The organism is Mesorhizobium sp. BR1-1-6 (assembly GCF_020165355.1).
GTDB lineage: Bacteria > Pseudomonadota > Alphaproteobacteria > Rhizobiales > Rhizobiaceae > Mesorhizobium.
Map to the genome: position 1 here is coordinate 75058 of NZ_JAIUHZ010000001.1, position 16505 is coordinate 91562.

General features: G+C 63.5%; 16 protein-coding genes and 1 tRNA gene. 9 read left to right on the forward strand and 8 right to left on the reverse strand.

Features of this window, described 5'->3' with window-relative positions; translation table 11 throughout:
- Nucleotides 1-7: 7 nt before the first annotated feature.
- From LB545_RS00370 to LB545_RS00385, 4 genes are all read right to left on the reverse strand, one after another.
- On the reverse strand, nt 8-385 hold the full coding sequence (locus LB545_RS00370; protein WP_140558424.1) for a hypothetical protein: 378 nt from the start codon (nt 383-385) through the stop codon (nt 8-10).
- A gap of 403 nt (nt 386-788) precedes the next feature.
- Nucleotides 789-863, reverse strand: a tRNA-Glu gene (locus LB545_RS00375).
- 89 nt (nt 864-952) lie between these two features.
- On the reverse strand, nt 953-1360 hold the full coding sequence (locus tag LB545_RS00380; protein WP_140525467.1) for a VOC family protein: 408 nt from the start codon (nt 1358-1360) through the stop codon (nt 953-955).
- Between the two features lie 13 nt (nt 1361-1373).
- Nucleotides 1374-1772, reverse strand: coding sequence for a fimbrial protein (locus tag LB545_RS00385; protein ID WP_140517879.1), 399 nt, complete (start codon nt 1770-1772; stop codon nt 1374-1376).
- Nucleotides 1773-1797: 25 nt separating this feature from the next.
- Here LB545_RS00385 and LB545_RS00390 point away from each other — a divergent pair, with 25 nt between their 5' ends.
- Nucleotides 1798-2853: an RluA family pseudouridine synthase gene (locus tag LB545_RS00390; protein WP_140517878.1), complete on the forward strand. Its 1056-nt coding sequence runs from the start codon at nt 1798-1800 to the stop codon at nt 2851-2853.
- Between the two features lie 208 nt (nt 2854-3061).
- Entirely contained in the window at nt 3062-3973 is a 912-nt protein-coding gene (rpoH, locus tag LB545_RS00395; RefSeq protein ID WP_027023478.1) for an RNA polymerase sigma factor RpoH, read from the forward strand.
- A gap of 85 nt (nt 3974-4058) precedes the next feature.
- On the opposite strand, the gene LB545_RS00400 is transcribed toward rpoH, so the two are convergent.
- The 4 genes from LB545_RS00400 to LB545_RS00415 form a co-directional block, all read right to left on the reverse strand.
- Nucleotides 4059-4931: an MBL fold metallo-hydrolase gene (locus LB545_RS00400; protein WP_263493551.1), complete on the reverse strand. Its 873-nt coding sequence runs from the start codon at nt 4929-4931 to the stop codon at nt 4059-4061.
- 248 nt (nt 4932-5179) lie between these two features.
- A complete protein-coding gene (locus tag LB545_RS00405; protein ID WP_140500553.1) occupies nt 5180-5839 on the reverse strand; it encodes a peroxiredoxin in 660 nt (219 codons plus the stop codon).
- A gap of 169 nt (nt 5840-6008) precedes the next feature.
- Entirely contained in the window at nt 6009-6374 is a 366-nt protein-coding gene (locus LB545_RS00410) for a cell division protein ZapA (protein ID WP_140500552.1), read from the reverse strand.
- Nucleotides 6375-6378: 4 nt separating this feature from the next.
- Nucleotides 6379-6651 carry a DUF4164 domain-containing protein gene (locus LB545_RS00415; protein WP_140500550.1) on the reverse strand — a complete coding sequence of 91 codons (273 nt, stop codon included), beginning with the start codon at nt 6649-6651 and terminating at the stop codon, nt 6379-6381.
- A 259-nt stretch (nt 6652-6910) separates the two neighbouring features.
- Here LB545_RS00415 and tkt point away from each other — a divergent pair, with 259 nt between their 5' ends.
- The 7 genes from tkt to LB545_RS00450 all read left to right on the forward strand — a co-directional run bounded on the left by tkt (nt 6911) and on the right by LB545_RS00450 (nt 16451).
- Entirely contained in the window at nt 6911-8902 is a 1992-nt protein-coding gene (gene tkt / locus LB545_RS00420; RefSeq protein ID WP_140525465.1) for a transketolase, read from the forward strand.
- A 211-nt stretch (nt 8903-9113) separates the two neighbouring features.
- Nucleotides 9114-10124 carry a type I glyceraldehyde-3-phosphate dehydrogenase gene (gene gap, locus LB545_RS00425; RefSeq protein WP_140561556.1) on the forward strand — a complete coding sequence of 337 codons (1011 nt, stop codon included), beginning with the start codon at nt 9114-9116 and terminating at the stop codon, nt 10122-10124.
- 213 nt (nt 10125-10337) lie between these two features.
- Nucleotides 10338-12221: a potassium/proton antiporter gene (locus LB545_RS00430; RefSeq protein WP_140500544.1), complete on the forward strand. Its 1884-nt coding sequence runs from the start codon at nt 10338-10340 to the stop codon at nt 12219-12221.
- A gap of 168 nt (nt 12222-12389) precedes the next feature.
- The gene (locus LB545_RS00435) at nt 12390-13586 is read left to right on the forward strand and encodes a phosphoglycerate kinase (RefSeq protein WP_140561553.1); all 1197 of its coding nucleotides are present in this window, start codon (nt 12390-12392) and stop codon (nt 13584-13586) included.
- 125 nt (nt 13587-13711) lie between these two features.
- On the forward strand, nt 13712-14737 hold the full coding sequence (locus LB545_RS00440; RefSeq protein ID WP_224704196.1) for a class I fructose-bisphosphate aldolase: 1026 nt from the start codon (nt 13712-13714) through the stop codon (nt 14735-14737).
- A 167-nt stretch (nt 14738-14904) separates the two neighbouring features.
- Complete coding sequence (locus tag LB545_RS00445) at nt 14905-15636, forward strand: DUF899 domain-containing protein (protein WP_140517874.1); 732 nt, start codon at nt 14905-14907, stop codon at nt 15634-15636.
- Nucleotides 15637-15734: 98 nt separating this feature from the next.
- Nucleotides 15735-16451, forward strand: a complete 717-nt coding sequence (locus tag LB545_RS00450; RefSeq protein WP_140500537.1) for an SGNH/GDSL hydrolase family protein — start codon at nt 15735-15737, stop codon at nt 16449-16451.
- The last annotated feature ends 54 nt before the right edge of the window (nt 16452-16505 follow it).

Sequence of the window (16505 nt, forward strand, 5' to 3'; positions counted from 1 at the left end):
GAAACAGCTATTGGCCGATCTTGGGAGAGACGAATTGCAAGGTGAACACGTTGCCGGCAATCCCTTGCGCCAGTTGCGGCGAAAGGCTGAGCGGCGTGCAATCCTTCACCGCGGTCATTGCGGCGTCGATGAACGACTTTCGCGCCTTGTCGTCGCCGGCCACCTTGGCGGCGGTCGGCCGTGGCGGACCAAGCAGCGTGCCGTCGCGCTTGAAGCTGAAGCTCAGCGTGACGATGGAATTTCCGGCATCCACCGGCGGCGTCCAGCATGCCTGGATCGCCGTGCCAACTTCCTCCATCGTGTTGAGCTGGGCGGCAGCCGATGGGCAGGTGGCGCCAATCGCCAATGCGCCGCTAATCAGGAGCATTCCAGCGGTTCTTTTCATTGCAATTCCTCCACCGTCGACCCTTCCGGCCGCCCGCGTGCGATCGTCAGAATTGATGGTAGGGCTGGAGATGGCAAGGGCAATATGCTTTGGCGAAAGCTCTTGCCGAAAGCATTGGAGGCAGCCCCGCCCGCAGCGGCCGGCCAAAAAACAAAAGGCCGGCAGTGGGCCGACCTTTGTTTTCACCGCAGCGCCAGTACATCCGTGGTCGCGGGTGAATTGTCTCCAATAGACAGATTATAGGTAAACGAAACGTTAATCGAAGCCGCCATGCCATAGCTCCGAGCCCGGCTTTTGCCAGCGCTCCATGCGGTCATATGCGCGCATATGACGAAGCTTCCGCGGAGGCCTTGAACATTGTTTGATGCTGGAGGGATCATCAACGGCTGAGCCGTCGCCTTCTTGGTACGCCCAAGGGGAATCGAACCCCTGTTCCCGCCGTGAGAGGGCGGTGTCCTGACCGCTAGACGATGGGCGCGTTCAAGAACCGGCGATATAGGCTGGCGGCGGAGAAAAAGCAACTGGGGTCCGCCGGCTTTCCCGGGATCAAGAAAAAGCTGGCTGCTGCTAGCGTTTTGGCTCGATCAGGTCCCATAGATTGCCGTGGAGATCGGCGAAAACCGCCACCGTGCCGTAGGGCTCCAAGCGCGGTGGCTCGCGAAATTCGACGCCCTTCGCCACCATCGCCGCATGATCGCGGGCAAAGTTGTCGGTTTCCAGGAAGAGAAAAACCCGCCCGCCGGTCTGGTTGCCGATGCTCTTCCTTTGTGCCTCGTCGGAGGCCTCGGCCAGAAGCAGCCGCGCGCCGCGCCCGCTGGCCGGCGCGACCGTCACCCAGCGCTTGCCGCCGCCAAGGTCCACATTCTCCAGGAGCACAAAGCCCATTCGCTCGACATACCAGTCGATTGCTTCGTCATAGCTGTCGACGACCAGCGCAACGGTGGCGATATGACGGTTTTCGGCAAAGCCGGTCATTGCGCGCCGGGCTTCATTTGTTGCGGATTGCGAAGCGGCCGATTATGCGCCGCTCGCCCATATCGTAGACGAAGATCGTGCGGCTGCCATCGACAAGTTCGGCCTCGATCGAGACGCGATTGCCGGATAGCGACTGGCTGACCACCCTGGCGCCGACCGGCAGCACGATGTCTCCGCTGAGCGGTTCGCCGGCGGGCACCTGGATGTCGCCGGCCAGCGGCGGGCTCACCGGCGCTGCCTTGCGTGATTTGTAGACAATCGCCGCGATCACCACCATAAGGGCCAGCAAGAGCAGGCCGAGATTGATGGCCATGAAGCGGATGAGCCTGCCGCGCACCTTTTCGATCTCGGGGTTGAGCGGCTTTTCCCCGCCTTCAACAACGGCGTCTTCGTCGGCGGCGGGGCGGGCCATGGCAAACATTCCGGAACGATTCTCGATGAGCGCTCATAACGAAGAGGCCCCCGGATTGATAGAGGACCAATTCATGCAGGCAGAACCGATCGTGCTCGTGGCCGGCGCCGACGATGCCGGCCAGCGCATCGATCAGTGGCTGGCAGGCAGGCTCGGCCCGGAAATGTCGCGCAGCCGCGTGCAGATGCTGATCAGGCAGGGCGCGGTCTTGGTCGACGGCAAGGCCGTTGTCGAGACCAAGTGCAAGATGTCGCCGGGCGAAACTGTCTCGGTCGCCATGCCGGAGCCGGAACCGGCGGAGCCACAGGGGGAAAACATCGCCCTCGATATCCTCTATGAAGATGACGAACTGATCGTCATCAACAAACCCGCCGGGCTTGTCGTCCATCCCGGCGCCGGCAATTGGACCGGCACGCTGGTCAATGCGCTGATCCATCATTGCGGCGACAGCCTGTCCGGCATCGGCGGCGTGCGCCGGCCGGGCATCGTTCATCGCCTCGACAAGCAAACCAGCGGCGTCATGGTCGTGGCCAAGACCGACCGCGCCCACAAGGCGCTTTCGGAGGCCTTTGCCGATCACGGCCTGACAGGCGATCTCGAGCGCGCCTACCTGGCGCTGGTCTGGGGCATACCGCAGCGGCCGGCCGGAACGGTGGATGCCCCACTCGGCCGCGCCGCCGACCGTGTACGTCGCGCCGTAGTACCCGAAGGACGCGACGATGCCCGCCACGCCGTCACCCATTTTGCGGTGCAGGAGCGCTTCGGCGAAAACCAAAAGGAATTCGCAACCGCAAGTCTGGTTGAATGCCGGCTGGAGACCGGCCGCACCCATCAGATCCGCGTCCACATGGCCCATATCGGTCATCCGGTGCTCGGTGATCCCGATTACGGCCAAGCCTTTCGCACCAAGGCCAACCGGTTGCCCGAACCGCTGAGAAGCCAGGTCAAGGCCTTCTCCCGGCAAGCTTTGCACGCCTGGCTCCTTGAATTTCGCCATCCGACTACCCATCTATCGATGAGGTTCGAGGCACCGATACCGAGGGACATGGAGGAACTCGTCGGCGGCTTTCGCAGTCTCTGAATCCGCCGCCGGCAAGCTTCAAATCAACCACCAAAAACCTGACTGGCGTTGTTCACTTCAGCGTGACACACTGTTTTGTGTTGAACAAATGCCTGTCTTTTCTGGTTTTGTTCCTGTATATATCTGATGTCGCGAGCGAGCCTTTGGTGCTCGCGTCACATGCCCGCCGCGTTTCGGGGGCATCACTCCAATAGAGAGGGGCGCTATCATGGCCCAGTCACTACCCAGTATCGTTTCCGGCGAAGGCGGCCTCAGCCGCTACCTGGAAGAGATCCGCCGCTTTCCGATGCTTCAGCCGCAGGAAGAGTACATGCTCGCCAAGCGTTATGCCGAGCATGAGGACACTTCCGCAGCGCACAAGCTCGTCACCAGCCATTTGCGGCTCGTCGCCAAGATCGCCATGGGCTATCGCGGCTACGGCCTGCCGATTGGCGAAGTGATCTCGGAAGGCAATGTCGGCCTGATGCAGGCCGTCAAGAAATTCGAGCCAGAGCGTGGCTTCCGCCTCGCGACCTACGCCATGTGGTGGATCAAGGCCTCGATCCAGGAATACATCCTGCGCTCGTGGAGCCTGGTCAAGATGGGCACGACCGCCAACCAGAAGCGTCTGTTCTTCAACCTGCGCAAGGTGAAGGGCAAGATCCAGGCGCTTGACGACGGCGACCTCAAGCCCGACCAGATCGCCGAAATCGCCACGAGGCTGAACGTCTCGGAAGCGGAAGTCGTGTCGATGAACCGCCGCCTGTCGGGCGACGCCTCACTCAACGCGCCGATCCGGGCGACGGAAGGCGAGTCCGGCGAATGGCAGGACTGGCTGGTCGACGACCACGAAAGCCAGGAAGAGATGCTGATCGAGCAGGACGAGCTGGAAAACCGGCGCGGCATGCTGTCGGGTGCTCTTGCGGTGCTCAACGAACGCGAACGGCGCATCTTCGAGGCGCGCCGCCTCGCCGATGAGCCGCTGACCCTGGAAGAACTGTCGGCTGAGTTCGACATCAGCCGCGAGCGCGTGCGCCAGATCGAAGTGCGCGCTTTCGAGAAGGTGCAGGATGCCGTCAAGGCCGCCGCCAAGCGCCAGACCCAGGCGCTGCGCACCATCGAGGCGCAGCCGGCGGCTTAAAGCCGGCATCGGCAACAAGATAAAAAGGCGGCGTCAGGAGACTGGCGCCGCCTTTTTGTATACCGCAGCGGGTGCTGTGATTGCTTCAAAGCCCATCCAGCGGAAATTTCAGATACCGTCGGCCATTGGCTTCCGGTTCCGGCAGGCGTCCGCCATTCATGTTGACCTGCAGCGCATGCAGGATCAGCCTCGGCATCGGCAATGTCCGGTCGCGCGCCTCGCGCAGGGCAACGAATTCGGCCTCGCCGCGCGCGGCGGCAAGATGTATGTTGTCGGCTTTCTGCGCGGCAACCGTGCTCTCCCATAACGCCTGGCGCCCGCCGGGCTGATAATCATGGCCGACAAAGACGCGCGTGTCCTCCGGCAGGGCCAGAATGCCCTGGATCGAGTGCCACAGGCGCGCGGCGCTGCCGCCGGGAAAATCCGTCCTTGCCGTGCCGCTGTCGGGCATGAACAGCGTGTCGTGAACAAAGGCTGCATCCCCGATCACATAGGTGATCGACGCCAGCGTGTGCCCGGGCGAGAAAAGCACCCTTGCTGGAAGCGTTCCCACCCGAAAAACCTCGCCGTCGCCGAACAGCCGGTCCCACTGCGAGCCGTCGGCGGGGAAATCCGGCCAGTTGTAGATCGCCTTCCACAATTTCTGGACCTCGACGATCCTCTCGCCGATCGCCGTCGGCGCCGCGGTCCTTTGCTTCAGGTACTGCGCGGCCGAGAAATGATCGGCATGCGGATGGGTGTCGAGAATCCATTCGACGCTCAGTCCCTCCGCCCTGACGAAATCCAGCAGCGCATCGGCATTGGCTGTCGAAACTGCGCCGGACTTCTCGTCGAAGTCGAGGACCGGATCGATTATGGCACACCGCTTCGTCACCCGGTCGGCGACGACATACTGGATGGCGCCGGTCGGGTTGTCGTGGAAACCGGTGACCTCAGGCTTTGCCGAACCTATGTCCAATCCGACGTCCCCTCCGTTAGCCAGACAGGAATGATTTTCTCTGCCAGAGCAACATAAGAGCATGCTTGTCTAGCGGGGCCCTGCCGTCAAGCACGCCTTGCCAGAAAAGCGACGGAAGTCGAAAAATGCCGGCCAGGCAACTGGAGCAACTCCAAGCGGTTTCCCGGGAAAGGCGCGTGGCGCTTTGCCCAGGGAATTGCGCAAAAACAAAGAGATGGTTCGCCGTTTCCGTGAACCGGAGAGCCGCTTTACGCGGAAGGCTGCTTGGTCTTCCTGAGATAGGGCAGGATGGTCTCGTAGGCGCCGAAGCGCTTGATGGCGTCCTCGTTGGAAACGGCCGCGGTGATGATGACGTCCTCGCCCTGTTTCCAGTTCGCCGGCGTCGCCACCTGGTGCTTGGCGGTCAACTGCATGGAATCGACCGCGCGCAGGATCTCGTCAAAGTTGCGGCCCGTGGTCATCGGATAGGTCAGCACCAGCTTGATCTTCTTGTCGGGCCCAATGACATAGACCGAACGCACGGTGGCATTGTCGGCGGGCGTGCGGCCTTCCGAGGTCTCGCCGGCACCAGCAGGCAGCATGTCGTAAAGCTTGGCGACCTTGAGATCCTTGTCGCCGATCAGCGGATAGTTCACCGAATGGCCGGTCGCCGTCTTGATATCGTCCTGCCATTTGCCGTGGCTTTCGACCGGATCGACCGAAATGCCGATGATCTTGACATTGCGCTTCTTGAACTCGCCCTCGAGTCCCGCCATCGTGCCCAACTCGGTCGTGCAGACGGGAGTGAAATTCTTCGGGTGGCTGAACAGCACCGCCCAGCCGTCACCGATCCACTGGTGAAAGCTGATCGGTCCTTGCGTGGTCTCGGCGGTGAAATCCGGGGCGATATCGTTGATGCGAAGGCTCATGTTGTTTCCCTACCCTTGAAATGTTGCCGGCAACGGCTGGCGAGCGCTCAAATCTTTTTAACACCTCGGCGGCAACCCACAAATGCCTAAAGCCACAGGCGCCCGTCGCGCCCGCGAAAAAATTTCTCTTCTTGCCGCCAAGTTCGGCAGGAATTTCCGAGGAGACCGCTTATGCCTTGTTGACGGCCAGCGTCGCCGCAAGATCTTCCATGCGCTGCGCCAGCGCGCCAAGCGCGTTGGTCAGCACGCTGTCGCTCTTGTCGGCCTTGGTCAGCGCCTCGTCGCGGGTCTTGCGCAAGGTCAGCACTTCGCTTTCCATGCCCTTGACGCGCTTCTGCAGCTCCGAGAGTTCATCCATGACCATGATGCCGGCCATGACCGTCAGCCGCTGGTCGCCGATCTCGCCGAATGAATCCTTCAGATGCGAGACGTAGCGGTCGAAACGCTCGGCGAGATCGATCAGATGCTCTTCCTGGCCTTCGTCGCAGGCCATCCGATACTGCTTGCCGTCGATGGAAACCGTGACCTGTGCCATCAGCCTACCTATCCAACACAGCGCGGATGGTTTCCATGGCGGTCACCAGTCGTCGCGACACTTCCTTGTTGGCATCCTCCAGCCGCTCGGCGCGCGCCTCGGAACTGTCGAGCTCCTGCGCCAGCCGCGAGCGGTCGGCATTCATCCGCTGCACCTCGGCCTCGGCTTCCGAATAATCGCGCTCATGCTCGAGCTTGGCCGCGACGGCGTTTTCCAGGCCTTCCATGGCCTTGCCCAGCCTTGCGATGACTTCCTTGAGTGTCGTTTCCCCGGTCATGGCCTCGTCCTGTGCCCTGCCCATCACCGAATCGCTCGCGTTCAGAACGCGTTATCTCTGAAACATTAGGCACCGGGTGAAGGCGACGTCAACAAAGCTCTCGCGACTGTCCCCTGCTAACGCTAATATAGGCCTGCCCGCGGCATCACAAGGCCGGCAAATGCGCACCGGTTTGTTGACTAAAAGTGCGCGCCTGCTATGTGTCGCGCACGCTTTTCAAGGGCTCTCCCAAGGCCCCAAACCCCACCCCGGAGGAACCATGACGTCGCGTGAACAACATGACCGGATGGCCAATGCGATCCGCTTTCTCTCCATGGACGCGGTCGAGAAGGCGAACTCCGGCCATCCCGGCCTGCCCATGGGCTGCGCCGACATTGCCACGGTGCTGTTCACCCGTTTCCTGAAATTCGACGCCAAGGCGCCGCATTGGGCCGACCGCGACCGCTTCATCCTGTCGGCCGGCCATGGCTCGATGCTGCTCTACTCGCTGCTCTACCTGACCGGCTACGAAGACATGACGATCGACCAGATCAAGCACTTCCGCCAGTTGGGCTCGAAAACCGCCGGCCATCCCGAATATGGCCACGCCGCCGGCATCGAAACGACCACCGGCCCGCTCGGCCAGGGCCTTGCCAATTCTGTCGGGTTCGCGCTCGGCGAGCGCATCATGAACGCCGCCTTCGGCAACGACCTCGTCAGCCACTACACCTATGTGCTGGCCGGCGACGGCTGCCTGATGGAAGGTGTCTCCCAGGAGGCGATCGCGCTTGCCGGGCACCTCAAGCTCAACAAGCTGATCGTGTTCTGGGACAACAACAACATCTCGATCGACGGCCCGGTGTCGCTGGCTGACAATACCGACCAGGTCGCGCGCTTCCAGGCTTCCGGTTGGAACGCCAGCCACATCGACGGCACGGATCCGGAAGCCATCGCCTATGCGATCGAAGCCGCCCGCCATTCCGACAAGCCGACGATGATCGCCTGCAAGACGACCATCGGCTTCGGCGCCCCGACCAAGGCCGGCACCAACAAGGCGCACGGCTCGCCCCTCGGCGCCGACGAGATCGCCGGCGCGCGCAAGTTCTTCAACTGGGAGTCACCCCCCTTCGAGGTTCCAGCCGACATCCTCGATGCCTGGCGCACGGCCGGCACGGCCGGCGCCGAGGCGCGCGCCGACTGGGAAGGTCGCCTCGCCAAGGCCGACGCCAAGCTCAGGGCAGAGTTCGAGCGCCGCGTTGCCGGCAAGCTGCCGTCCAACTTCGACGCCGTCATTGCCGACTACAAAAAGAAGCTCTCCGCCGACAAGCCGAAGGTCGCCACCCGCAAATCTTCCGAAATGGCGCTGGAAGTCATCAACGGCGCCGTGCCCGAAACCATCGGCGGCTCGGCCGATCTCACCGGCTCCAACAACACCAAGACCAGCCAGACCAAGAACATCACCCCGGACGACTACGGCCAGCGCTATGTCCACTACGGCATCCGCGAACACGGCATGGCTGCCGCCATCAACGGGCTGACGCTGCATGGCGGCCTGATCGCCTATGGCGGCACTTTCCTGTGCTTCTCCGACTACGCCCGCCCCTCGATGCGGCTGGCCTCGCTGATGGGCATCCGCTCGATCTTCGTCATGACCCATGATTCCATCGGTCTCGGCGAAGACGGCCCGACCCATCAGCCGGTCGAGCATGTGGCGGCACTGCGCGCCATCCCGAACCACAACGTGTTCCGTCCGGCGGACGCGGTCGAGACCGCCGAATGCTGGCAGTTGGCCCTTGAATCGGAAAAGACGCCGTCAACGCTGGCGCTGACCCGACAGAACCTGCCGACCGTGCGCACCGAATTCACAGAGAAGAACCTGAGCAGCCAGGGCGCCTATGAGCTCGCCGCCGCCAGCGGCGAAGCCGCGGTGACGATCTTCGCCACGGGTTCGGAAGTCGAGATCGCGCTCGGCGCCCGCGACCTCCTGGAGAAGCACGGCCATCCGACCCGCGTCGTCTCGGTTCCTTGCTTCGAACTGTTCGATAAGCAGAGCGAGGACTACCGCCGCAAGACGATCGGCAATGCGAAGGTGAAGATGGCGATCGAAGCCGGCATCCGCCAGGGCTGGGATCACCTCATCGGCTCCGATGGCATCTTCATCGGCATGACCGGCTTCGGCGCCTCGGGAACGATCGAGCAGCTCTATCCGCATTTCGGCATCACCGCCGAGGCGGCCGCCAAGGCGGCGGAAGCCCGCCTGCATGGCAAGTAAGGCCGTGCTTGTTGCCCAAAAGTGTATCTCGATTTTGGGACAGCGACATGTATGAAACAAGAACGCTCGGCGAAACCGCGTACAGCGGTTCCGCCGGACTGGCCTGACCTAATCGATTTAAATTCACGTCGCCGCGGCTGGATTCTTTCCGCTTCCGCCGCTATGAAGCTGCGGACCAATCGTCTGCCCTCCAGCTCCCAAGGAGAGAAAAATGACCGTCAGAGTTGCCATCAACGGATTCGGCCGCATCGGCCGCAACATCCTGCGCGCCATCCATGAATCCGGCCGCAAGGACATCGACGTCGTCGCCGTCAACGACCTCGGCCCGGTTGAAACCAACGCCCACCTCCTGCGCTACGACAGCGTACACGGCCGCTTCCCGCACGAAGTATCGGTTTCCGGCGACCAGATCACCGTCGGCAAGGAGACGTTCAAGGTCACCGCGATCAAGGATCCGACCCAGCTGCCGTGGAAGGAGCTCGGCGTCGACATCGCGCTCGAATGCACCGGCATCTTCACCGCCCGCGACAAGGCAGCCGCACACCTGACCGCCGGCGCCAAGCGCGTCCTCGTTTCGGCGCCCGGTGAAGGCGCCGACCTCACCGTCGTCTACGGCATCAATCACGACAAGCTGACCAAGGACCACATCGTCATCTCGAACGCGTCCTGCACCACCAATTGCCTGGCGCCGCTGGCCGCAGTCCTGCACGAGACGGTCGGCATCGAAAAGGGCATGATGACGACGATCCATTCCTACACCGGCGACCAGCCGACGCTGGACACCATGCACAAGGATCTCTACCGCGCCCGCGCCGCGGCACTCTCGCAGATCCCGACCTCGACCGGTGCCGCCAAGGCCATCGGCCTGGTGCTGCCCGAGCTCAAGGGCAAGCTCGACGGCATCTCGATCCGCGTGCCGACGCCGAACGTCTCGCTCGTCGACTTCAAGTTCATCGCCAAGCGCTCGACGTCGGCGCAGGAGATCAACGAGGCGGTGATCGCCGCCTCCAATGGCAAGCTCAAGGGCATCCTGTCGGTTACCCATCATCCGAACGTGTCGATCGACTTCAACCACGACCCGCACTCCTCGATCGTGGCGCTCGACCAGACCAAGGTGATGGACGGCAACTTCGTTTCGGTGCTGTCCTGGTACGACAATGAATGGGGCTTCTCCAATCGCATGGGCGATACCGCGGTCGCCTTCGGCAAGACCATCGCCTGATCGCGGGCCCATCTTCCAGAGACTTGAAACGCCCGGTTTCGTCCGGGCGTTTTCGTCGGAGTGCTCGGCAACGCGTCGCTTCGCTCCTGCTAAGCCCAAGGACGATGAAGTTGTGGGGCTTCGGCCCAAAAAACCGCTCTCCCGCCTTGCGCCGGCCATGCCTTCGCCCCACTCTTCCTTGAATCGAGAGAAGAGGCAGGGGACAAGTCACGGATGGAGCATGCGATCTATCTCGTCACGCTGGTGGGCACCGCGCTTGTCGTCGTCGCCGCGTTTTCGAGCCTGATCGCCTTCCGCTTCGGCGCACCGCTGCTGCTTCTGTTTCTCTGCATCGGGCTCGCCACCGGGACCGATGGCCTCGGCATCGAGTTCGACAATGCCCGCATCGCCTATTTTGCCGGCTCACTGGCGCTGGCGGTGATCCTGTTCGATTCCGGCTTCGGCACGCCTCTCAATGCCTTGCGGCAGGCAGCCGGGCCGGCGCTGTCTCTGGCCACATTCGGCGTGATCCTCACCACTGGCCTGTTCGGCGCCGCCGCCTACTATATGCTCGATCTCACCTGGCTGGAATCCTTCCTGCTCGGTGCCGCCGTCGCCTCCACCGACGCGGCCGCCGTGTTCTTCCTTTTGCGCGCCGGCGAGATCAATCTGCGCGAGCGCGTGCGCTCCACGCTGGAGGTGGAGTCCGGCACCAACGATCCGATCGCCATCTTCCTGACCATCACCCTGGTCGAGATCATAGCCGCCCATGCCGACCCCGAGGCCAATGTCCTGGTCACCAACCTCGTCCTCGGCTTCCTCATTAACATGGGCCTGGGCGCCATTGTCGGCGTGCTGGGGGGCCTCGCCATCGTGCGCCTCGTCGACCGGCTCAATCTCGACCATGGCCTGCTGCCGATCTTCGTGCTGACCCTATCGCTGATGGTCTTCGCCGCCGCCGGCGCCATCGGCGGCTCCGGTTTCCTGGCGGTCTATCTTGCCGGTCTCATCGCGGGTAATTCCGACATCCGCGCCGTCACCATCCTCAAGCGCTTCCAGGACGGCATGTCCTGGCTGGCGCAGATCATCATGTTCCTGATCCTCGGCCTGTTCGCGACGCCCTCGCAATTCCCGGCGATCATGGTGCCGGCGGTGCTGCTTGGCCTGTTCCTGATGTTCGTCGCCCGGCCGATCGCGGTCTGGCTTTGCCTGGTCCCGTTTCGTCTGCCGCGCCCCGAAGTCGCCTTCGTTTCCTGGGTCGGCCTGCGCGGCGCCGTCTCGATCCTGCTTGCCATCACTCCCTTGCTCGGCGGGCTGGAGAATGGCCGCACCATCTTCAACGCCGCCTTCATCATCGTCCTGGTGTCGCTCGTCATCCAGGGCTGGACCGTTGGTCCGCTGGCGCGCCGTCTCGGCCTGATCGTGCCGGCGCGGCTCGGACCTCTGGACAAGGTCGAGCTCGAACTGCCGGGCTCGGCCCATCACGAGCTCCTCGCCTACCGCGTCGCGCCGGGCAGCCCGGTGGCGCGCGGCGAGCGCATCCCTCGCTGGGCGCGGCCCTCGCTGGTGTTGCGCGACGGACGCTCGATGCGTTTCCAGGACATGGGCAGGCTTGCCGCCGGCGACCAGGTCTACATCTTCGTGCCGGACCGCTATCCACGCCTGCTCGACAAGCTGTTCGCCAGCCGCGCCGTCGTCGACCCCGAGGACGCCGATTTCTTCGGCGCCTTCGCCGTCGATCCGGCGCGTTCCGCTGCCGAACTGGAAGCCGCATACGCGCCGGGCCTGAGCGAGGCGGAACAGAAGCTCACCGTCGGCGCCCTGGTCACGGCGCGGCTCGGCGGCCATGCCGAATATGCTGACCGCGTGCTGATCGGCCCGATCGAGCTGATCGTGCGCGATGTCGATGACAAAGGCAGGATCACAGGCCTGGGCCTCTCCTTCGAACCGACCGCGCCCGTTGCGCGGGTACCGGTCTTCCTCAGCGCCGGCGAGATCGCCGACCGGATCAAGGCCTTCGTCCAGACCTGGCGCAAGCCGGTGGAACCACCGATCGCAGAGGCACACGCGGACGAGAAACCGGAGCCGGCGGCGGAAAAGGCGACGACCGAGAGCTGACAACGGCGACCCTTTGCGCCCCCCTCATCCGCCTGCCCTGACGCTTCGCGACGTCAACGCCCTCGCCTTCGCCTTCGCCTTGAAAATTTCGCGCCCTCCCCAGCCAAGTCTTGCATCGTCGTCGGTGCGGGGTATGGTCCCGGCGATTTCTCAGCGAAAGGAACCAGCATGGCCAGCTTCAAGACACTGGACGATATCGGCAACATCAATGGCAAGCGCGTGCTGGTGCGCGTCGACCTCAACGTTCCCGTCGCTGACGGCAAGGTCACCGACACGACCCGCATCGAACGCATCGCGCCGACCATCGCTGAATTGTCAGGCAAGGGCGCCAAGGTCATCCTGCTCGCCCATTTCGGCCGGCCCAAGGACGGTCCCTCGCCGGAATTCTCGCTGGAGCCGATCGCCAGGGCGACGGCCGAGGTGCTTGGCCGTCCCGTGGGCTTTGCCGGCGACTGCGTCGGCGACACGGCGGGAAGTGCGGTCGCCGCCATGAACAAGGGCGACGTGCTGCTGCTCGAGAACACCCGCTTCTACAAGGCCGAGGAGAAGAACGACCCGGCCTTCACCGAACGGCTCGCCGCCAATGGCGATATCTTCGTCAACGACGCCTTCTCCGCTGCCCACCGGGCGCATTCCTCGACCGAGGGACTGGCGCATCTGTTGCCAGCCTTTGCCGGCCGCACCATGCAAGCCGAACTGGAAGCGCTGGAGAAGGGCCTTGGAAATCCTGTTCGCCCGGTGGTCGCCATCGTCGGCGGCGCCAAGGTCTCGACCAAGATCGACCTGCTGATGAACCTGGTCAAGAAAGTCGACGCGCTGGTCATCGGCGGCGGCATGGCCAACACCTTTCTCGCCGCACGCGGCACCGATGTCGGCAAGTCGCTGTGCGAGCACGACCTCGCCGCTACCGCCAAGCAGATCATGATCGAGGCGGCCGAGGCCGGCTGCGCCATCATCCTGCCCGTCGACGGCGTCGTGGCGAAGGAATTCAAGGCGGGTGCGGCCAGCGAAACCGTGGCCATCGCCGACGTGCCTGCGGATGGCATGATCCTCGATGTCGGCGAAAAGACCGTGAGGGCCGTTGCCGACTGGATCGACCGCGCCGCGACCTTGGTCTGGAACGGGCCGCTCGGCGCGTTCGAGATCGAACCCTTCGATCGCGCGACGATGGCGGCAGCCAGGCATGCGGCGGCGCGCACCAAGACCGGCAAGCTGGTTTCGGTGGCCGGTGGCGGCGATACCGTGGCGGCGCTCAACCAGGCCGGGGTTGCCGACGATTTCACCTATGTCTCGACTGCCGGCGGCGCCTTCCTCGAATGGATGGAAGGCAAGCCGCTGCCGGGCGTCGACGTGCTCAAGCGTTGAGACGATCAACTCGAGGCGAGCGCGCGGCGTTGCCGGGAGTTTCGATCGATTGGAGCTTTCCGGCGTCATTCCTTTGGCGGTAGTGTTCTGTCAGGCGCAGAACAACACCGTCAAGGAGAAGCACGATGAGCGAACGTCTTGAAGACATTGCCGCCGCGATGGTGGCCAACGGCAAGGGCCTGCTGGCCGCCGACGAAAGCTCGGGCACGATCAAGAAGCGCTTCGACGTCATCGGCGTCGAATCGACCGCCGACAGCCGGCGCGACTACCGCGAGATGATGTTCCGCACTAGCGATGCCATGACCAGGTATATTTCCGGCGTCATCCTTTACGACGAGACCATTCGGCAGAAAGCGGCCGATGGCACGCCGCTGGTCGATATCATCAAGGCTTCAGGCGCCATCCCCGGAATCAAGGTCGATGCCGGCGCCAAGCCCCTGGCCGGCTTTCCCGGCGACACGGTCACCGAGGGCCTCGACGGCCTGCGCGAGCGGCTCGCCGACTATTACAAGCTCGGCGCCCGCTTCGCCAAATGGCGTGCCGTGATCGACATCGACAAGGCAAAGGGCGTGCCGTCGGTCACCTCGATCAGCGCGAACACCCATGCGCTCGCCCGCTATGCGGCCCTTTGCCAGGAAGCCGGCATCGTGCCGATCGTCGAGCCGGAAGTGCTGATGGACGGCGCCCACGACATCGATACGTGCTATGAAATCTCGAGGGCGACGCTGACGAAGCTCTACGACGAGCTCTACGCGGCCCGGGTGGTGCTCGAGGGCACGATCCTGAAGCCCAACATGGTGCTGGCGGGCAGGAAGTCGGGCGCGGTGAGCAGCCCTGAAGAGGTCGCGCAAAAGACCATAAAACTGTTCCGTGAGGCCGTGCCGGCGGCGGTGCCGGGCATCGCCTTCCTCTCCGGCGGCCAGGAGGACGAGGAAGCGACCGCCAACCTCAACGCCATCAACGCCATCGGCCTGCATCCGTGGAAGCTGACCTTCTCCTATGGCCGCGCCCTGCAGGCTGCCCCGCAGAAGGCCTGGAGCGGCAAGGCATCCAATGTTGCCGCGGGTCAGGCCGCCTTCACCCACCGTGCCCACATGAACCACCTGGCGGCGCTTGGACAATGGAAGCCGAGCCTGGAGCAGGCTGCCTGACCACGGTTTTCCGTCTCTATCGGACCCGGGCCATGCGCCCGGGTTTTGCTGCGCTCCGCCGGACTTGGGATGAAGCGCCTCCATCCCTATTTCTCTCCAGCGCAGCCGGCGCGATGTCGGCTCATGCCCGTCCCGAACGTCCTTGGGATGAAGCCAGGGAGAGGTTCATGCATCGCAACAAGGTCGTTTCACGCGAGGATTGGTTCCGGGCACACAAAGCGCATCTGGCGCGCGAGAAGGAATTGACGCGATTTCGCGAGCGCATCGCGGCGGAACGGCGCGAACTGCCCTGGCTGAAGGTGAGAAAGGACTACGTCTTCGAAACCGAGCAGGGTCCAAGATGCCTGGCCGAACTGTTCGCCGGCCGCAGCCAGCTGATCGTCTATCATTTCGTGTTCGGGCCCGGCTCGACCCATCATTGCGAAAGCTGTGCGTTCGTCGCCGACCACATGGACGGTGCCAATCAGCATCTGAGACACCATGACGTGTCGCTTGTCGCGGTGTCACGCGCGCCGCTCGCCGAGCTGCTGCCCTACCGAGAGCGCATGGGTTGGAAATTCGACTGGGTCTCATCCTATGCCTCGGACTTCAACTTCGACATGCAGGTGTCGTTCACCGACAAGCAGATCGCATCCGGTGAAGCGATCTACAACTTCGAGACGCCCGTTCTGAAATCGAAAGACCTGCCGGGCACCACCGTGTTCTACCGGGACGAGACCGGCGACATCTTCCTGACCTTCATGTCGCGCGCCCGCGGCAGCGAACAGCTGATCGGCGCCTATCAATATCTCGACCTTGCGCCGAAAGGCCGCGACGAGACCGGGCCTTATAGAACCTTGATGGACTGGGTGCGGCTGCATGACCAGTATGGAAACAGGTCGCAAGCGGACAGGGCTTAGGCATTCAGCGATCCCATCGAACATTGGACGCTTGAAGGCGTCCGCCACCGGTGCAAGGATCGTTCACCTCCGGCGCAACATGCGTTAATTGCTGCTCGATGCGACGCTTTCCGGCTCTCCTCACCTGGCTCGCCTTCCCTGTCTATGTCTGGCAGGGGCTTGGCGTACGCCGACGCACCTCGCGCATGCTGCCCGCGCAAGGCCCGGTCATGCATGAGATCGCCGGCGGCCAGCCGGCGGTCTGGCTGCTGGTGCTGGGCGATTCCTCCGCCGCCTCGGTCGGCATCGAAAAATCCGAGAATGGCCTGGCCGCGCAGCTGGCCGTCCTGATCTCGCAGCGAACCGGCCGCGCCGTGCGCTGGCGCGCCGCCGGGTTCAATTCGGCGACGTCGGGGCAGATCCGCGACCACGTCCTGCCCAATCTCTCGGCCGATCCGTGGACGCATATCGTGCTCGCCATTGGCACCAACGACACCAAGAATTTCCACTCCGTGCCCCGCTTCAAGAGGGCGTTCGGCGGTCTGCTCTACGCCCTGCGCGCCAAATGGCCTGAGGCCCGCGTGGTGTGGTCTCCTGTGCTGGAGTTCACGCAAGCGCCAGCCATGCCGCCGCTGCTCGGCAAGATCCTGGAAATTCGCGCCGGTGAGATGAACCGGATGGGCAAACGTCTTTGCCTCGAACGCGGTGCGGTGCCGGCGCCGCGCTTGCCGATCACCAATCCCGAAGCCGGCTTCGCCTCGGACGGATTTCATGCATCGGAAGCCGGTTACCGGGCCTGGGCCGAGCACCTCGTCGGCTGCGTGATCGAAGAGTGATTGCCGCCGGCTCGTGCCGGCCCGATATTCCATCCTGCGCATTCCAGGCTTCCT